At 67.4% G+C, this 16,258-nt stretch carries 13 protein-coding genes and 4 pseudogenes; 7 read left to right on the top strand and 10 right to left on the bottom strand.

Annotated elements, in window-relative coordinates; translation table 11 throughout:
- Positions 1 to 168: 168 nt before the first annotated feature.
- Positions 169 to 405: a hypothetical protein gene (locus tag NGB36_RS26940; RefSeq protein WP_255923127.1), complete on the bottom strand. Its 237-nt coding sequence runs from the start codon at positions 403 to 405 to the stop codon at positions 169 to 171.
- A gap of 11 nt (positions 406 to 416) precedes the next feature.
- Between NGB36_RS26940 and NGB36_RS26935 the strand changes: the two genes are divergently transcribed.
- Both NGB36_RS26935 and NGB36_RS26930 read left to right on the top strand, forming a co-directional pair.
- Positions 417 to 1,133, top strand: coding sequence for an IS3 family transposase (locus NGB36_RS26935; RefSeq protein WP_255923119.1), 717 nt, complete (start codon positions 417 to 419; stop codon positions 1,131 to 1,133).
- Positions 1,088 to 1,483 (top strand): integrase core domain-containing protein, encoded by a 396-nt coding sequence (locus NGB36_RS26930; RefSeq protein ID WP_255923125.1) that lies wholly within the window; start codon positions 1,088 to 1,090, stop codon positions 1,481 to 1,483. The genes NGB36_RS26935 and NGB36_RS26930 overlap by 46 nt, the downstream gene beginning before the upstream one ends.
- A gap of 306 nt (positions 1,484 to 1,789) precedes the next feature.
- Here NGB36_RS26930 and NGB36_RS26925 read toward each other — a convergent pair whose 3' ends face one another.
- Positions 1,790 to 2,272 (bottom strand): hypothetical protein, encoded by a 483-nt coding sequence (locus NGB36_RS26925; RefSeq protein ID WP_255923118.1) that lies wholly within the window; start codon positions 2,270 to 2,272, stop codon positions 1,790 to 1,792.
- A gap of 94 nt (positions 2,273 to 2,366) precedes the next feature.
- Positions 2,367 to 3,503 (bottom strand): NucA/NucB deoxyribonuclease domain-containing protein, encoded by a 1,137-nt coding sequence (locus NGB36_RS26920; RefSeq protein ID WP_255923117.1) that lies wholly within the window; start codon positions 3,501 to 3,503, stop codon positions 2,367 to 2,369.
- A gap of 272 nt (positions 3,504 to 3,775) precedes the next feature.
- Here NGB36_RS26920 and NGB36_RS26915 point away from each other — a divergent pair, with 272 nt between their 5' ends.
- Complete coding sequence (locus tag NGB36_RS26915; RefSeq protein WP_255923116.1) at positions 3,776 to 3,988, top strand: hypothetical protein; 213 nt, start codon at positions 3,776 to 3,778, stop codon at positions 3,986 to 3,988.
- Between the two features lie 39 nt (positions 3,989 to 4,027).
- On the opposite strand, the pseudogene NGB36_RS26910 reads toward NGB36_RS26915, so the two are convergent.
- Positions 4,028 to 4,588, bottom strand: a pseudogene (locus tag NGB36_RS26910) (transposase); the annotation flags it as partial.
- Here NGB36_RS26910 and NGB36_RS26905 point away from each other — a divergent pair.
- Positions 4,559 to 5,089, top strand: coding sequence for a transposase (locus NGB36_RS26905; protein ID WP_308288932.1), 531 nt, complete (start codon positions 4,559 to 4,561; stop codon positions 5,087 to 5,089). The pseudogene NGB36_RS26910 and the gene NGB36_RS26905 overlap by 30 nt on opposite strands.
- Positions 5,090 to 5,124: 35 nt before the next feature.
- On the opposite strand, the gene NGB36_RS26900 is transcribed toward NGB36_RS26905, so the two are convergent.
- From NGB36_RS26900 to NGB36_RS33245, 3 genes are all read right to left on the bottom strand, one after another.
- Entirely contained in the window at positions 5,125 to 6,501 is a 1,377-nt protein-coding gene (locus NGB36_RS26900) for an ABC-2 transporter permease family protein (protein WP_255923114.1), read from the bottom strand.
- The gene (locus tag NGB36_RS26895) at positions 6,498 to 7,460 is read right to left on the bottom strand and encodes an ABC transporter ATP-binding protein (RefSeq protein ID WP_255923113.1); all 963 of its coding nucleotides are present in this window, start codon (positions 7,458 to 7,460) and stop codon (positions 6,498 to 6,500) included. The genes NGB36_RS26900 and NGB36_RS26895 overlap by 4 nt, the downstream gene beginning before the upstream one ends.
- 77 nt (positions 7,461 to 7,537) lie before the next feature.
- Complete coding sequence (locus tag NGB36_RS33245; RefSeq protein WP_269470609.1) at positions 7,538 to 10,291, bottom strand: PKD domain-containing protein; 2,754 nt, start codon at positions 10,289 to 10,291, stop codon at positions 7,538 to 7,540.
- Between the two features lie 112 nt (positions 10,292 to 10,403).
- Between NGB36_RS33245 and NGB36_RS26870 the strand changes: the two are divergent.
- Positions 10,404 to 11,048, top strand: a pseudogene (locus NGB36_RS26870) (hypothetical protein); the annotation flags it as partial.
- 81 nt (positions 11,049 to 11,129) lie between these two features.
- On the opposite strand, the pseudogene NGB36_RS26865 reads toward NGB36_RS26870, so the two are convergent.
- The 3 genes and pseudogenes from NGB36_RS26865 to NGB36_RS26855 all read right to left on the bottom strand — a co-directional run.
- A pseudogene (locus NGB36_RS26865) lies at positions 11,130 to 11,546 on the bottom strand (adenylate kinase family protein); the annotation flags it as partial.
- Between the two features lie 22 nt (positions 11,547 to 11,568).
- A complete protein-coding gene (locus NGB36_RS26860) occupies positions 11,569 to 12,246 on the bottom strand; it encodes an SDR family NAD(P)-dependent oxidoreductase (protein ID WP_255923112.1) in 678 nt (225 codons plus the stop codon).
- Position 12,247: 1 nt separating this feature from the next.
- A pseudogene (locus NGB36_RS26855) lies at positions 12,248 to 12,640 on the bottom strand (AMP-binding enzyme); the annotation flags it as partial.
- Between the two features lie 1,075 nt (positions 12,641 to 13,715).
- On the opposite strand from NGB36_RS26855, the gene NGB36_RS26850 reads away from it, so the two are divergent.
- A complete protein-coding gene (locus NGB36_RS26850) occupies positions 13,716 to 15,131 on the top strand; it encodes a cytochrome ubiquinol oxidase subunit I (protein ID WP_255923111.1) in 1,416 nt (471 codons plus the stop codon).
- On the top strand, positions 15,128 to 16,117 hold the full coding sequence (locus NGB36_RS26845) for a cytochrome d ubiquinol oxidase subunit II (protein ID WP_255923110.1): 990 nt from the start codon (positions 15,128 to 15,130) through the stop codon (positions 16,115 to 16,117). Before NGB36_RS26850 ends, NGB36_RS26845 begins: the two co-directional genes overlap by 4 nt.
- The last annotated feature ends 141 nt before the right edge of the window (positions 16,118 to 16,258 follow it).

Raw genomic sequence — 16,258 nt, 5'->3', positions numbered from 1 at the left:
GGGCCGCAGCCAGCCCCGACGCCGTCGCATGACTGTCAGAACGTCGAAAGTCGAGATGTCGGGCAGCTTGCTGATCACTTCATAGACGCTCATGGGGACATCCAACCTGCAACCGCTGACAAACCCGCACCGCCCCCGGAGCGGTCAACGGTCAGTACGGAACTACCGTCACAAGGCCATGGTCGGCATCGCCACGAGATCGATCACCGCGGCAGTGCTGCGACCCACGACGAAGGCCGCGGATGCCTCCGTTCTGCTGGCCCGCAGCGTCACCCCGGAGACGATGCGTCCAGGGTGGGCGGAAGCCCTGCGGATGTCCCGGTCAGTACTGCCGCGCCCGTAGTGCTCCAAAACTGCTTCACTGCTGCTGACCTTGGGTGATGTGCCCGGTGAGTGATCGGGCATGATCGCTCCCCATGCCCGTACGGTTGACCTACCTGCTCGCCACGCGGATCATCGCGTGGCTCGCCCTGCTATGTCGATCCACCGCGGCGAAGAACGCCGAGATCCTTGTCCTGCGACACGAGGTCGCGCTGCTGCGCCGCCAGGTCGCCGCGCCGAAGCCCACCTGGCCAGACCGGGCACTCATCGCCGCGCTCGCCCGACTGCTTCCCCGAGGCCTGCGGCATCACCGGAGAGTCACCCCACACACCCTGGTCGCCCGGCACCAACACCTGATCAACAAGAAGTGGACCCAGCCGCCCCCTCCGGGTCCCCCGCCCATATCCGACGAGCTCCGCGACCTGATCACCCGGCTCGGCACCGAAAACCCAAGGTGGGGCGCCCGCCCCGTACACAGCGAGCTCCGTCGACTCGGCCACAAGCTCAGCGCAGCAACGGTCCGTCGGGTCCTGCGCGCCGCTGGCCTTGGCCCCACGCCGCGTCGACACGCAGCGCGCCGCGGGTGGAGCGCCTTCCTCAAAGCCCAGGCTGGTGGTCTGCTCCCCACAGACTTCTTCCATCTCAACACGATCACACTGCACCGGTTGTACGCCCTGTTCGTCATCGAGGTTCACACCCGCACCGTCCACATCCTCGGCGTCACCCCCACCCCACCGCCGCCCGGACTACCCAGCAAGCCCGCCAACTGCTGTGGCAGCTCGGCGAGCGCACGACCGACTTCAGCCACCTGATCCGGGACCGGGACGCGAAATTCACTGACGCCCTCGATGCGGTCCTCGGCAGCGAGGGCATCACCGCGGCCAAGATCCCTCCACAGAGCCCCAACTGCAACCCCTACGCGGAGCGGTTCATCCGCTCCATACGCGAGGAGTGCACCGACCGCCTGCTGATCTTCGACCGTGGACACGCGGAGAGGATCCTCCACGAGTACGCCCGTCACTTCAACAGCCATCGGCCCCACCAAGGCAGGAACCAGCTCGCGCCCCACGACGACCCGAACGTAATCCCCCTGCCGCCAGCCCGGCTCGCGCGCCGACAAGCAGTCGCCAACCTGATCAACGAGTACCGCCGAGCAGGCTGACCACCCGACAACAATCCCAGGGCAGGCCCACTGAAGGCATTTTGAAGCACTACGGGCGATCTCCAGGCGCCCTCCGGGCAACTTCCACTCCGCGCGCTCGTCCTTCAGGAGCAAGACGCGGCCCTGCGCATCGCAGGTGATGCCCATGGTCTGTCCTGCTTGGGATCGCTCCCCCAGACAGCATCGGTGGAGCAACGTCGCGACGCGACGCTCGGCCCGCGTTGACGTGGTCGCGCAGATGAACGTTCTGTCCGTTGCCCACGGTCAGGACAACGAACCATGAGGAGAAGACACCCTGTCAGGTGGTCAGTGGTGCCCGAGTCGGGCTACCGGCTGCTGGTCGGCGATCCATGCCTGGATCAGGTGCTCCTCGCCGGTATCGCTGACTCGCCGGTACACGCGCAGCCGCCACCACGTGTCCTGGCCGCCAGGGCAGTCCAAGGCGTTGAAGTCGCAGCAGTCGCCGCCCGCGTCGCAGGCCGCGATGAGGATCTGATCCGGGCTGGCCGGGTCCGGATCCGCACGGGGAGAGGCCAGCAGGGAAAATTCGAAGGCGTCGTCCCATCCCCCAAGGTCCGGCGCGGGTTCCTCGCCGCGGCGATCGAGGGTCAGCTTCACCGTGCCGTACTCGACTTCCGTGGGGACCATCACGGTGCGCGAGTCGGGGAAGACACACAGGCCCTCCCCGCTCCATTCCTGCTGGAGGAGGATGTCTGCGTCGTAGGTCCGGCCCCACACGAAGTAGCACGGGGTGTCGATTTCCAGCTCGTGGCTCTCCCGGGATGTCATGCCGTGTCCCTTCCTTCCCTCATGCGGGGCCATGCCGCGGCGCCCGTTCTCCGGGTACATGGGGAACGGGCGCCGGTCCTGCGCGGTGGCACTGCTAGGCGAAGACGTTCACATAGAACGGGTCGCCGGGCAGGATCCGGTTCGTGCTGTAGAGGGCGTTCAAGAACCCGCCCTGCTCGTTCTGCTCAGCCCTCGGCACCCAGGCTATGGCCCGGTTCGGCGGCGCATAGAAAGTACCGCCCTCCGCGGTCGAGGCGAACGGGTACTCGTCGCACGACAACCCCGGCGCCGGGGGCTTCAAACGGCCGCACACCGCCCTGCGGTTCGCAATCCTCTGCGCTTCCGTGGTGCGGTGCAGCGGCACTCCGTAGCCGGGACGTCCGATGTGCACGCCGGCCTGCTGCACCGTGGCGATGTTCTGCCTGATCCCCGGCAGGCCGTACTGCCGCGAGGGGAACAGGAGGCCCTGGTCAATGGCCGCGTGGAAGGGGAAGACGCACCCGGGCACCTTGAGCTGCTTCGACTGGTCCTTGCTCCAGAACTGGTCATCGCAGCGCCATTCCGGCCCGACGTAGCCCAAATCGATCGGTTCCTGGAATCCGGGCGGCGGCGGCCCAGCCAGGATGTAGTGCGTGGCGTCCCAGACAGCCTGCATCTTGCTGACCTTCGAGGAGTACTCGATGGTGCCGCTGACGGGCTTGGTACTGCTGAGCGTGAAGGGCCCGCTCAGCCCCCCGGTCTGAGTCAACACGGTGTTGGGTTTGGCGATGGCCACCAGCGACAGGGAGATCGGTGTGGTCTGGGCCTCCCCGTACAGGTTCGCCGCGGAGACGGTGAAGCTCTCCGACCAGTTCAGGCCGCTGGTATTGAGGGTCGTGACGCTCTGGGTGGTGAAGGTGGCCTCGCCGACCTGCTCGGGGACGCCGTCCGTGACCAGGATCAGGTCGATTTCGTAGCTCTCGGTGTCGCAGCCGGTGGTGCGGACCCATGTGTTGGGCAGCAGGAACCACCACGGGTTGTTGCAGCCGGTCGGGTCGGTGTAGCTGGGCATCGCGTTGGCCTTGGTCGCCCCCCGCGGGGCTTTCCCGGCCCACTTCGTTGCGACCTTGGACACGTGGACGGACAACTCGCGCTTGACGGTGTGCGAGGAACCGGCCGAAGCGGTCCCGGCTGCTCCCCCCACCAAGGCGAGCGCCGCAGCTCCCGCAGCCACAGCACGCATGAACTTCATTCGCAGCACGATCTGTGCCTCCCCCTAGCGCGCTCCCCCGCAGACGCCCCCTGCGCCCCCGGTGCACGCCAGCGCCCCAACTCTAGCCGTGCACACATCAGTTGGGGCCGTTTTCGTATCGCCCACATCGTCGACCGCATGCGCACGGGTGCGCAGATCGACGGCTGCTTCGCGAGCACTGACTTGACCCTGGACACGTGACAGCCTCGACCGCACCCGATCGACCCGGGATTGGTCGAAGCCCAAAGCTGCTGGTCAGCTACCGTGGCGGCATGACTGAGAGCCTGCCCGAGGACGAGGCGGAACCGGCCGTAGCCGACGTGCTTGACCTCGTCCTGAACCTGGACGAGCCCGTTCAGGTCGCACTCCGACGGCAGGTTCCCCGGCTCAGGGTGCAATCCCGCTGCACCTGCTGGTGCGGCACCGCCTATTTCGAACTCGATATTGACGAGGTGGGTCCTGCGCCGACAGGTCTGTCAATCTAACGGCTCTGTTCCGTAATCGGTGGTAGCGCTGCGTAGTGATCACTGGAGGAGGGTGCGGTGGCGGAGCAGGGGGAATCCGGCTCGGCCGTGCATCTGCCTCATGATCCGCTTGGTTCGCGTGTTGACGCCCTCGGTGCGGCCGTTGTGGTACGGATGGGTGAGTCCGGCGTCGACGGCGGCGCGGTCGAGTTCGAGGCCGTTGGCAAAGGAGTGCAGGTGGGGAAGGTCGGCGGCGCGGACCGTGGTGATCCAGTCGGTGAGCTTGGCGTCGTTGCCCTCCGCTGGGGTCAGTAACTGACCGAACTCGCCGATGACGCGGGCGAGTTCGGTCATCTCGGGACAGGTCTCGGTGAGTTCCCGCAGTAGTGCAGTGTCCTTGTCGCGCAGGTTCTCGGGGCGGGTGAGCAGGAGGCGGGCGAAACGCTGCGGGGTGGTGACCGGCTTGTCGCCCTCGGCACGGCCCTGGGTGATGTAGCGGTAGAGCAGGTTGAGACTTCCGGTGTACCCCAACTCCTTGATTTCCTTGAAGAGTTCGAGGACGGGGACGGCCGGGGCGGCGGCGCGGCGGGCGTGCAGGTGGTCGCGGTAGGGGTCGGCGAGGTCACCTGCCCCCAGGGTCAGGTCAGCAAGGGCTGGCACGGCCCCTACCCGACGTCCTCGCGCACCGCCGCCCCACTGATCGTGGCGCGGTTCACCAAGAGCCAGTGCCGCCCCTGCCCGGTCCGCACCCGGTGCACCACCACCGCCGACAGCGCCCGGACCGTGGGCTTTCCCTCGCGAGAACTCCGTGACCTGCAACTCCGCGTCCGCACCGAGCAGCAGACACCCGACTGGAAGGTCCGCTACGCGGTGCGTTCCGGAGTCGAGGGCACCATCAACGAGTTCGCTCACGGACACGGCATGCGCCACTGCCGCTACCGAGGACAGCCGAAAGCCCATCTGCAACACGTACTCACGGCCATCGCCGTGAACATCGAACGCCTCAGCGGCCTGACATCGGCCGGGGAACCGCCCTCACCACGGCCACCGACCGCCTTCCAGACCTTCCTGGACCAGCGCGGCACCCCCCGGTCGAAGTCCTGGCGAACGCTGGGCAGTTGACCTCAACCGTTCCAAGATCCCCGACAGAGTCAAGCTCAGTGGCCGGAGATCAGGTCGACGTTGCCGTCGAACTGCCACAGCGGGTTGGGCGTCGGCTTGCCGGCATTGATGATCAGGAAGTACCCGTTCACCTGCACCGGTCCGTCCCCGTCGGCGATGTAGCGCCCGGTCGGGGTGACATCCACCTGGTAGATGGCCTGGGCGGTGACGTTGTAGCCAGGGACGTTCCAGGAGACCGTGCACCGCCAGTCGTTCCCCGGCCCTGCCTGCGCCCCGAGCCCCTCGCTCTTGTCGCAGGCCGCTGTGGTCTGCAGGTGCGCTGCGGTGACCGCCGGCTGGCGCATCTGTGCTTGCTGGAACCGGTAGAGGTGGGAGAACACCGTGGCCACCGACCGTTGCACCTTCTCCTGGATGATGCCGGAACCGCCCGCATCGGTCCCGACGGCGACGACACCGACTGTCACGGCCAGCACGCCCGCCAGCGGGAGGGCACCCAAGGTCAGCGCCCTGCGTCCGGCGCCGTCGTCGTTGAGGTTGGTGAAGTCCCGGCGGAGGAACAGCAGACAGGCCAGTGCCGTCGCCACGACCGCCCACACCAGGCTGACCCCGATACCGATCAGCAACGGCCCCAGCTGCTGAGGATCGGTGAACAGGCCGTTCCAGGAGATGAAGGCGTAACCGGGCAGTGCCAGGCGCACCGGGACCGGCAGCGGCAGCATCTGCGCCGTCTGCATCCCGAGGGCGGCGATCACGGGCAGCAGCAGGCCCATCGGGGATCGGCCCAGGGCCACCGACCCGAGCAGCCCGATGGCGGCCAGGGCGAGCGTCGGCGCCAGCACGCAGACCCACGCCAGCAGGACCTTGCCGGCCGCGTCCCCGCCGGTGAGCAGGTGGCCGTCCAGGCCGACCAGCGGCTGGTTCCCCTCCGCGAGCAGTCCGCCGAGCATGCTGGAGACGGCCAGGCCGGCTACCAGCAGTCCGATCACGGTGACGCTGGCGATCGCCTTGGCCGCGAAGATCCGCCGGTGCGAGCGGGCGGCGATGATCAGGTGGCGCCAGGTGCCCAGCCGGTCCTCGGAGGCGAAGACGTCGCCGGCGACCACGGACGTGACCAGCGGCAGGGCCCATGTGCCGGCGACGCCGAGCACCACCAACGACCCGGCCCAGCCGGTGGCGTGCATCCACCGGCCGAAGAGGGTATCGGACGGCAGGGTGCTCTGCTGGTCGATCGCGAACACCAGCAGGCCTGGACCGACCCAGCACAGCAGCACCAGCAGGCGCACCCGCCAGGCGGAGAACTGCTTGACCAGCTCCATCCGCAGGATCCGGACCACCGGGACCGGGCGTCTGCCGGCCGTCCCGGGCTTCAGCCCGGCCCCGGCGGCGGGGGCGTCGGTGAGGGTCGTGGTCATTGGTCGGCCTCCTGCCCGGTGAGGGCGAGCTGGTCCGTCAGGGAGAGAAAGGCTGCTTCCAGCGGCGAGACGACGGGCGCGAGTTCGCGCACGGGGATGTTCGCGCGCACGATCCGCGCCAGGAGTTCGTCCAGAGCAGCCGTCCGCGCGCGTACGATGATCACGTCGTTGTCCGGTCGCGCCGCGGCGTCGAAGTCCTCGACGACGCGAACGCCGGGCGTTCCGGCCGCGACAGCGTGCGCGGCGGACGGATCCAGGGCGCGTAGCCGGTAGTCGAGTTCGTGCTTCTCATCGGTGAGCTTCTTTAACGGGCCGGAGAACACCACACGCCCCTTGGCCAGGATGGTGACCTCGGAACACAGCGCCTCCAGATCGTCCATCCGATGGCTGGACAGGACGACCGTGACGCCCTCGGCCGCGAGCCGGCGCAGGACCTGGTGCACCTGCCTCTTGCCCGCCGGGTCCAGGCCGTTGGACGGCTCGTCGAGCACCAGGAGGCGCGGTTTGGTCAGCAACGCCGCGGCCAGTCCCAGTCGTTGGCGCATGCCCAGGGAGAAGCCACGGACCTTCTGATCGGCGGCCTCGGTGAGTCCGACCTGCTCCAGAGCCTCGCCGACATTACCGGCGAGCGAGTCGCCGGGCTGCAGCGAGACCAGCGTCGCGAGGTTCTGCTTCGCGGTGAGAGTGGGGTAGAGGCCGGGTCCGTCGACGAACCCGGAGACACCGTCAGGTGCCAGCAGCCCACGGCCCACTGGAGCGCCGAGGATCTCCAGATCCCCCTCGTCGGCGACGGCCAGGCCCAGCATCAGGCCCAGCAGCGTGGTCTTTCCGGCACCGTTCGGGCCGACCAGGCCGTGGATCTGACCCTGCGCGATGCTTACATCGACATGGGCGAGCGCGACGACGTCACCGAAGACCTTGGTGATGCCGTGGCCCCTCACTGCGATGGTCGTGTCCATCCGTTCCTTCCTTAGCTGGCGAGCAGGTGGGCCCCCGTCCCGCTCTGGGACGGGGGCCGGTTACCGAGTGGCGCTGGTCACTGCACGTTCACCGCGGTGTCGTCGAGCACGAAGGAGGTCTGGTACTCGTAGTCCTCCGCGCCGGTGAACTTGAGAGTGACCGTCTGGCCCGCGTAGGGGGAGAGGTCGAAGGTGTGCTGCGCGTATCCGGTGATGTGGTCGAGGTTGGAGTAGGTGTGCAGGGTGCCCAGCACCGTGCCGGAGCTGTTCAGCACCTGCACCTCGAGCGTGTCGTAGGCGGTCGTGGTCGAGGTCTCCGCCGTGTCGACGTGCAGCCAGAAGCTCAGCTGCTCCGAGGTGCAGCCCGTCGGCAGGGTCACCGTCTGCGACAGGGTGTCGGTGTGGGTGGTCCCGTAGCCGTCGAGCCACGCGTCCCAGCTGCCGGAGTGCGGCGGCTCGGAGGAGGAGTTGTTGATCACGCCGGAGGACGCGGTCCACGGAGCGGGGTTGGAGCTGCCGTTCTCGAAGCCGGGGTTGCCGAGCAGCTGCTTCGCCTGGCAGCCGGTGCTTCCGGTGGGGGTGGCGGACGCCTCGTTGCTCTGTGCCCCCTCGCCCACGCCGTTCACCGCGGTGACCCTGTAGTAGTAGGTCTGCCCGGTGGTGAGCCCGGTGTCGGTGCACGAGGTCACCGCGCCCAGTCCGCTGCAGCCGCCGCTGGTCAGCAGCGACTCGGTGCCGCTGGAGGTCCCGCGGTAGACCTTGTACGAGGTGATGTTCTCGCCGCCGGTGCTGGCCGGTGGCGTCCAGCTGAGCGAGACCTGGCCGGTCCCTGCGGTCCCCGTCAGGCCGGTGGGCGCACCCGGTGGCGTCGCGGCAATCGGGTCGGCTGTGACGGTCACCGTCGAGGATGCCGTGTTGGCGGGCGAGGCGCTGTCGGTGACGGTCAGTGTCGCGGTGTAGGTGCCCGCGGTGCTGTAGGTGTGGCTCGGGTTCTGCGACGTGCTGGTCGACCCGTCACCGAAGTTCCAGCTGTACGTGTACCCCGGCGTGCCGCCGGTGGCCGTGCCGGTGAAGGCGACGTTCAGTGGCACCTGGCCGGAGGTCGGGGTGGCCGAGGCGCTTGCGGCCAGCGGGTTGCCGACGGCGCTGACCGTGGTCGTCACCTGCGAGGTCGCTGTGTTGGCGGGCGAGGCGCTGTCGGTGACGGTCAGTGTCGCGGTGTAGGTGCCCGCGGTGCTGTAGGTGTGGCTCGGGTTCTGCGACGTGCTGGTCGACCCGTCACCGAAGTTCCAGCTGTACGTGTACGGGGCCGTGCCGCCCGTGGCCGAGCCGGTGAAGTTCTCCGTCAGTGGGGCGTTGCCGGTGGTCGGGGACCCCGTGGCGCTCGCCGACAGCGGGGTCGCGCCCTGGACCCAGAAGTCCTCCAGCGGGTCGCCGAGCGCGGCCTGGTCCGCGGTCGTCATCGGGAACGTGGACGAGCCCAGGTTGTCGTTCGGGTTGATAACGCCGGAGTGCACGTTCTCCATCGTGCGCTCCATAGCCGCCAGCACGTTGGCCGTGGTGTACGCCACGTGCGAGACGTAGTGCTGCTTGACGTAGGCCGGGTTCCCGATGACGAGCAGCGGCACGCGGTAGGTGTTGCTGACGTGGTCCGGGCCGTTGTTGCCGTTCTGGGTGTCGTCCTCGGTGACGATGATCAGGGTGTTGTTCTTGTACGTCGGGTTGCTCATGATCGAGTCGACGATGTTGTTCGTCGCGGTGTCGTTACCAGGGATGTCCTGGTACGTACCAGGGTGGTCATTGAATAGCTCGACGTAGTTGTAGGCCGGCATCCCGTACTGGTTGACGAAGTTCAGGTAGTCGCTGGCGACCGTGCTGTCGGGGATGCTCTGGTTCTGGCAGGTGTACTCGTTGGTGTGCAGCTCTTCCGGGACGGACGTGCCCGGACGGTTGGGCGGCAGGACCTCGATCTTGCCGTCGGCCGGGTTCTTCCAGTAGCCGCTGCCACTGTTGAGCATCCAGTAGATGTCACCGTTCACGATGAACGTGTACGGGCTGGTGCCACTGCTGGTGCCGGACGGAGGAGTGCAGGCGTTGGTGCCCTCGTCCGTGGGGCCGTTGTCGCTCTGCAGAAAGCGGTCGAACTGGGTGCCGGTCGACGGGTAGGACTGCTGCTGGCTGCTGGACGAGGACTGCCCCGAGAACAGGAACCAGTGGTTGGGACCGGACGGCGGCTGGACGCCCGTGCTGTACGAGTCGGACAGCGCGTAGGTCTTGGCCAGGGTGTGCAGGTCCGGAACGGAGCTGATGTGGTTGGTGCTCTCCACCTGGCCGTTGCAGTCCGGGGCGATCGTGGTCGCGCAGTCGCCGAGGTAGTCGTCGAAGGTGTGGTTCTCGCGATAGATGATCACGAAGTGCTGGAACGGCGGGAAGTACGGCGCCAGCGGGTTCACCGCCGCTGCGGGCTTCCCTATGATCGTCTGATGGCCACCGATCTGCTGCGTAACGGTCTTGTCGGTGATCTTGAAGTTCTTGGGCTGCGGGAACTTCGCGAACTCCACGCCGGGCGCGGCGAACTTCGCGCCGGAGCAGTTGAAGTCGTCCGGCTTGTACGTCATCGGACGCTTGCCTAGTGGCAGGTCCTTGGCGTTCGAGGGGGTCGTCGCCGGGTTGTACCCCTTCAGCGTGCACGAGCCGACACCCGTCGCGGGGTGGGCGGCGTCAGCGATCCCGACGCCGTGAGCCACGCTCTCCACCCCGCCGAACAGCAGGGCGAGGCTGGCGACACCGGTCAGCAGTAACTTCTTCGATCTCTTCTTCGATCTCTCCATTGATCTCTTCATTGGCACTCCCGTGTCGGTGGCGCGCGAGGGCGCGCGAATCTACGCGCGATGAATGGAGCCATACGGGATTGTGACGACGAGTCAGGGTCACGACAAGTCAATGGACATGATCCACTTTACTCGCCACGCAACGTTTGCCTGCCGTCCTCCACGAGCCGTCCCGGCCGTCGGCGGGGAGCGGGACGACGGGGTATCTCGTCCTGCCCATCGCGCCGATTTCGGCAGCATGTTCGTCGGGATGCCGGCGTATCGGGGCGGGAACTGGACACCGATGGTGGAGCGGTTCCTCCGTCCCGATCGACCGACGATGTTCAAGCTCGCCCGAACCCTCACCTGGTCGCCTCACCGGACACCGGGGTCAAGATGCCGCGTTCACACCCCGGGCGACAAAACGGTTCGAGCAGCTGATCGGCCGGCATGGGCAGCAGCCGGACCCTTCTCCTCCAGCACCCACAGGTCCAGCTGGGTGTGGTCGGCCTGCCAGATCTTGGTGGAGCAGGCCAAGCTCAAGCGATCCCACGCCGCGACCTGCACACCGAAGCGTCGCGGGCGCCCGCCCACCGTCCGTTCGATTCGCGCCCTGGTGCTGCGTCTGGCGCGCGAGAATGCCTCGTGGGGCTACCGCAGAATCCACGGCGAGCTCGCGGCACTCGGCATCAAGGTCGCCGCCTCCACCGTATGGGAGATCCTCCGCGAGCACGGCATCCCACCCGCGCCCGAACGGCAGAGCACGACCTGGGCCGACGCCGATGGCAGGGATCGTCAGCAGCCTGTCGGCGCAGTAGCCGAGGATCGGAGCGGTCTGTGTGCGGTAGACCTGCTGGCGGTGGCGGATCACCTCTTCGGTATCGTCGCGGCGGCCGCGGCCCAGCAGCCGCTGCACCACGACATACTCGGGCACGGTGAACTCCAGCACGGCATCCAATGTGCCATTCGACTCGGAGAGCATGGCCTGGAGCTCCTCCGCCTGTTGGACGGTGCGCGGGAAGCCGTCCAGGAGGAAGCCCTGCCACGCGTCCGGCTGGGAGAGTCGCTGGCGGACCATGCCGTTGGTGACGTGGTCGGGTACCAGTTCTCCCACGTCGAGGTATTGCTTGGCCTCGCGTCCGAGGGGGGTCCGGCCGGTGACGTACTCTCGGAACAGATCTCCGGTGGAGATGTGCGGCACGCCAAGTGACCCGCTGAGGATGGCGGCCTGGGGGCCCTTGCCCGCTCCGGGAGGGCCGATGAGGATGACGCGCATCAGTGACACAGAACCTTTCTCGTCAGGCAACGTTGACGGGGCGGATGGAGGCATCGGTCAGCACGAACACCGGGCCGGGACCCAAGCGGCCCCGGTCGGCCAGGAGGTCGGATAGCGCCTGCGCTACACCCCCCTGGTACGCGGCAGAGTCGAGCATCGTGCCGGGGACCACCATGTAGAGGTCCACGTCGGGCGCCAACTCGGCGGCAAGCCACTCGGTGAGTTGGATGAGTCCCGCCAACGCGGCGTCCTGCATGCCGTTGCCCACCACGCCCGTCACGACGTTGACCACCGAACCGCCGTGCGCTGCCATCCAGCGCCAGTAGCCGCGTTGGATCCAGGCAAGTGGCGTTGCCAGGTGCCGTTGCACGATGTCGCGCAGGGCCGACGGGTCGCATTCCATCAGCGAGCCCGCCTCGGGGCTGGTCGGAACGAGGTTCACCAGATGGTCGAGGCGGCCGAAGCGCTCGAGAAGCGTCTCCACCACTGCGCTCTGTTCGGCGGGGTTGTCCGGGCCGCATGGCAGTACCAGTCTTCGTGAGCCCAGCGCCGGGGTCGGGTTCGGGGCTTGCGCGAGGGCATCGGTCACCGCCACCCGGGCGCCGCTGCCGAGCAGTTGGTCCACGACCGACTCCGCGACGGGTCCGCCTGAGCCGGTGACCAGCACGCCCCGCCCCGATAGCAGGCCAACGCGTCCCATGTCAGCTCCCTGACTGCGGACGGGAATCGCCGGACAGTCCGGCGTTGATCAGATCCATCACGGACGAGTCCGCCAGCGTGGTCACGTCGCCGATCTCGCGGTCCTCCGCCACGTCGCGAAGCAGCCGCCGCATGATCTTGCCGGACCGGGTCTTCGGCAGCTCTGGAACAACCATGATCTGGCGGAGCTTGGCGATCGGGCCGATCTCCTGGGCGACATGCTCGCGCAGGTCGGCCGCCAAACCGACTCCAGCGTCCGGGTGCGCGGTGGCGGCCTCTCGCAGGATCACGAATGCCACGATGGCCTGCCCGGTCGTTGCGTCCGTAGCGCCCACCACCGCGGCTTCGGCCACCGTGGGGTGTGAGACCAGGGCCGACTCCACCTCGGCGATGGAGGTCGGCTGCCGCTTGTCGGCATCCAGCTCGTTCGTCCTCGCCCTGCTCGTTCCTCGCGAGGCTCCGGGCGCTCCAGCTGGACCCCTGCCCACGCGGCAGCCACGCACCGAACCCTAGGAAGCCCCACGAAGAAAAGCGCCCCGGCTCCGCAGAACAGCCGCAGGCAAGGGCTTACCTACGCGCTTGACAGGCCCGGCGCTCATGGGTGGGTGGCAATTTTGCCCATGAAGGCCGGGGGCTGTCCCAGCTTCGGTAACAGACTCCGGTGGACGAGCGGTGGACGACAGGCTGCAAGGCGGAGGCGGCTGCGGTACGGGATGACGCAAGACGACCATGCTCCCCGGCGAGCGCGCCCCAGGACTGCTCACCCGGCGGTTTCCAGAGTGCGTGACGCTGTTACCTCGACGACCAGGTGCTTGGTGACCGGTTCGCCGCTTTGCGTGCTGACGTCGGCGATCCCACAGAGGACGTTCAGCTCTGGCATGTAACCGGCGGCGCAGCCCGGCGGGAGTTCGTAGCGGACAGCCCGGTAGCCGTGGACGTGATACTGCTCCGTGCAGTTGGTGTTTAGGGACGTCAGTCACACCGGCATGCCCAGGACTTACCGCACTACGAGCAAGTATATGGTTACCGCGCCAAATGAAGAGTTGCCTACTGCACCAGATGATGCGTTGCACATGCTCACTTTCCGCTACCTCACGCTCGCGAGATGTCCCCAAATGGAGGAAAAATAGCGAGACCGTCAGCTGCCAGGGCGAGCGTTCCTCCGCCCGCCGACTACCATTCACACGCCGAGGGCAAAGTATCCGAAAATACATTCGCAACCAGCGTAGTGGCTGATTCAAATGGCACGGGCGTCAACCATTCCACGAGAAACTGAAAACGGATCCCGGGGGCATGCGTCGCCGGGTGCGCGCCCGCGTGAACGTCCCGATCGCCGCGGGCGACTACAGCGCCCAGAGCGGCCGGCCCTGAAGAAGCGCCTCAGCGTCCATAGCGACCCGGTCGGCGCGGCCGCGAGCACGTGGCGAATCCGCGAATCGTCCGCCGCTGTCCGAGCCCGAAAGAGAATTCATGCTGCTGTCTGCCCTGGTGGGAACTGCCGACCCGCCACAGCTCCTCCCCGCGCGTGAGCAGATGGCGTTCACCTTGGGCTTCCACATCATCCTGGTCCCCTTCGGTGTCGCATTCACCTTCATGATGCTGGTCTGCCACTACCGGGCGCTGCGCCGTGACGATCAGCATGCGCTGCTCCTCGCACAGCGATGGTCCAAGGTGGCGGCCGTACTGTTCGCCGTCGGGGCCGTGTCCGGCACCGTGCTGACTTTCGAGTTGGGGCTGCTCTGGCCCGGGCTCATGGGCAAATATGGGCCGGCCTTCGGGTTCCCCTTCGCCATCGAAGGGCTCTTCTTCTTCCTCGAAGCCATCTTCATGGCAATCTACATCTACGGCTGGAAGAGACTTCCGCCGTGGCCGCACTTCTTCACCGGCCTGGTGGTCACCCTGGCGAGCGTCGGCGGAACGGCCTCCGTCATCGCGGCGAACAGCTGGATGAACCAGCCCACGGGGGTCACGGTGAGCAATGGGCATGTGGTTGGCGTGACCCCGTCCAAGGTCTTCTTCAACGGCGCGTTCTGGTGGGAGATGGTCCACATGCTCCTCGCGGCGTACATCGTCGCGGGGTTCATGGTCGCGGGGGTGTACGCGTGGGGCCTGTTCAAGGGGCGTCGGGACCCATACCACCGGCTGGGGTTCCTCGTTCCGTTCACGGTCGCGGCGATTGCGATGCCGCTTCAGTTCCTCGTCGGGGACACGATCGCCCGTCAGGTCTACGACAGGGAACCTTCCAAGTTCTCCGCCATCGAACTCGTACCGACCACCAGCAACCACGTCCCGGAGACGCTCGGCGGCATCTTCGTCGACGCCAAGGTGCGGTACGGAATCCGCCTTCCCGACGTTGCATCGATCCTCGCAGGTTTCACGCCCTCCACCACGATCAAAGGCTTCGACGCGATCCCCGTGGCCGTACGCCCTGCGGATGCGGTGGTCAGCATCGTGCACCTCTCCTTCGACGTCATGGTCGCAACCGCCTCACTCCTGCTCTTGCTGTCCCTGTGGTTCGGCTGGCTGTGGTGGCGGCGACGCGAGGTACCGACGAACCGCTGGTTCCTGTGCAGCTCGGCCGTCGCCGGACTGGTCGCGCTCGTGTCTCTGGAGAGCGGCTGGGTGGTGACCGAGGTCGGCCGCCAGCCTTGGACAGTCGTGGGACTACTGCAGACGAAGGACGCCGTCGCCACGCAGGGCAACCTCTGGCCCCTGTTCGCCACGGTCCTCGCGATCTACCTCTGCGTCGCAGTCGGCGCCTTGTTCGTCCTGCGAACCATGCGCCGTCGGTGGTCCGAAGAGGGCACCGACGCCGTCGCGGTCCCGTACGGCCCCTGGCCTACACCGGCGATGGACGAGCGCGCGGTCGGAGCTGATGGTGTATGAGCACTCTGATCGCTGCGGTCCTGTTCATCGGCGTCATCGCCTATGCCCTCTTCGGTGGCGCGGACTACGGAGCCGGCTTCTGGGATCTGACGGCCGGCGGGCCGGCGCGGGGAAGCCACACCCGCGAGCTGATCGACCTTTCCCTCAGCCCGGTGTGGGAGGCCAACCACACGTGGCTGATCTTCTGTCTCGTCACAATCTGGACGGGCTTTCCACAAGCCTTCACCGCCATCACTACAACGCTGTACATCCCACTGGGACTGGCGGCGCTGGGCATCGTCGCCCGGGGAGCGGCTTTCGCCTTCCGCCACGCGCTTACCCAAAGCCGGGGAGAGCAGATCAGCGGTGTCGCCTTCGCGTGTTCGTCGGTGTTGACCCCGTTCGTCTTCGGCACCATCGCAGGCGGGATTGCCTCCGGCCGCGTCCCCTTGGCGGGGCACGGTGACGCGCTGTCCAGTTGGGTCAACCCGACTTCTGCTCTCGGCGGCGTACTCGCGGTCACGGTCTGCGCCTATCTGGCCGCCGTGTTCCTCACCGGGCAAGCCCAGCGCCGGAGGGACACCTCACTGGAAAGGGCGTTCCGCTACCGGGCCTTCGGCTCGGGCACCGTTGCGGGTCTGGTGGCGTTCGTGGGCGTGTTCGTACTGCACGCGGACTCCCCGCGCCTGTTCCACCAACTGAGCACGGCAGGCGCGCCACTCCTGGTCGTCTCGGGCCTGTGTGGCCTCGCCGCGCTGCTCCTGTTGCGCAGGGGCCGCCCTGCTGTCGTACGCACCCTGGCGGCCGTCGCGATCGCCACCGTGGTCGCGGGGTGGGGAGTCGCCCAGTACCCCTACCTCCTGGGTACCCACCTGACCATCCGGCAAGCGGCGGCTCCAGCCGCCAGCTTGTGGGTCCTGTTCGCAGTGTCCTGCGTCGCGGCAGTGCTGATCGCGCCCTCGCTCCTCCTGCTGTACAGACTGCAACTGCGACGCAAGCTCGGCTGACGAGGAACCACAGCCCGACGGTGATCACCGCCCGCCGGGCACTGGTGTGGCTGGTGCATGCACAGCCCTCTTCGCGCTGACCGCCTCCGGCTACTCAAGCTGCGGCGACAGTAGTAGCCGTGCCAAGACTCCCCAGAGGAC

Source organism: Streptomyces humicola, assembly GCF_024436035.1.
In the GTDB taxonomy this organism is placed as follows: Bacteria; Actinomycetota; Actinomycetes; order Streptomycetales; family Streptomycetaceae; genus Streptantibioticus_B; species Streptantibioticus_B humicola.
Note: the sequence above shows the minus strand (reverse complement) of the source record. Positions and strands in the feature narration are given on the sequence as shown.

What these genes read in the sequence shown, in the direction of transcription:
- NGB36_RS26935 (WP_255923119.1), top strand. Translation starts at nt 417, where the DNA reads ATGCCCGTACGGTTGACCTACCTGCTCGCCACGCGGATCATCGCGTGG.
- NGB36_RS26860 (WP_255923112.1), bottom strand. Translation starts at nt 12,246, where the DNA reads ATGGGACGCGTTGGCCTGCTATCGGGGCGGGGCGTGCTGGTCACCGGC.
- NGB36_RS33245 (WP_269470609.1), bottom strand. Translation starts at nt 10,291, where the DNA reads ATGGAGAGATCGAAGAAGAGATCGAAGAAGTTACTGCTGACCGGTGTC.
- NGB36_RS26925 (WP_255923118.1), bottom strand. Translation starts at nt 2,272, where the DNA reads ATGACATCCCGGGAGAGCCACGAGCTGGAAATCGACACCCCGTGCTAC.
- NGB36_RS26940 (WP_255923127.1), bottom strand. Translation starts at nt 405, where the DNA reads ATGCCCGATCACTCACCGGGCACATCACCCAAGGTCAGCAGCAGTGAA.
- NGB36_RS26920 (WP_255923117.1), bottom strand. Translation starts at nt 3,503, where the DNA reads ATGAAGTTCATGCGTGCTGTGGCTGCGGGAGCTGCGGCGCTCGCCTTG.
- NGB36_RS26895 (WP_255923113.1), bottom strand. Translation starts at nt 7,460, where the DNA reads ATGGACACGACCATCGCAGTGAGGGGCCACGGCATCACCAAGGTCTTC.
- NGB36_RS26900 (WP_255923114.1), bottom strand. Translation starts at nt 6,501, where the DNA reads ATGACCACGACCCTCACCGACGCCCCCGCCGCCGGGGCCGGGCTGAAG.
- NGB36_RS26845 (WP_255923110.1), top strand. Translation starts at nt 15,128, where the DNA reads ATGAGCACTCTGATCGCTGCGGTCCTGTTCATCGGCGTCATCGCCTAT.
- NGB36_RS26915 (WP_255923116.1), top strand. Translation starts at nt 3,776, where the DNA reads ATGACTGAGAGCCTGCCCGAGGACGAGGCGGAACCGGCCGTAGCCGAC.
- NGB36_RS26850 (WP_255923111.1), top strand. Translation starts at nt 13,716, where the DNA reads ATGCTGCTGTCTGCCCTGGTGGGAACTGCCGACCCGCCACAGCTCCTC.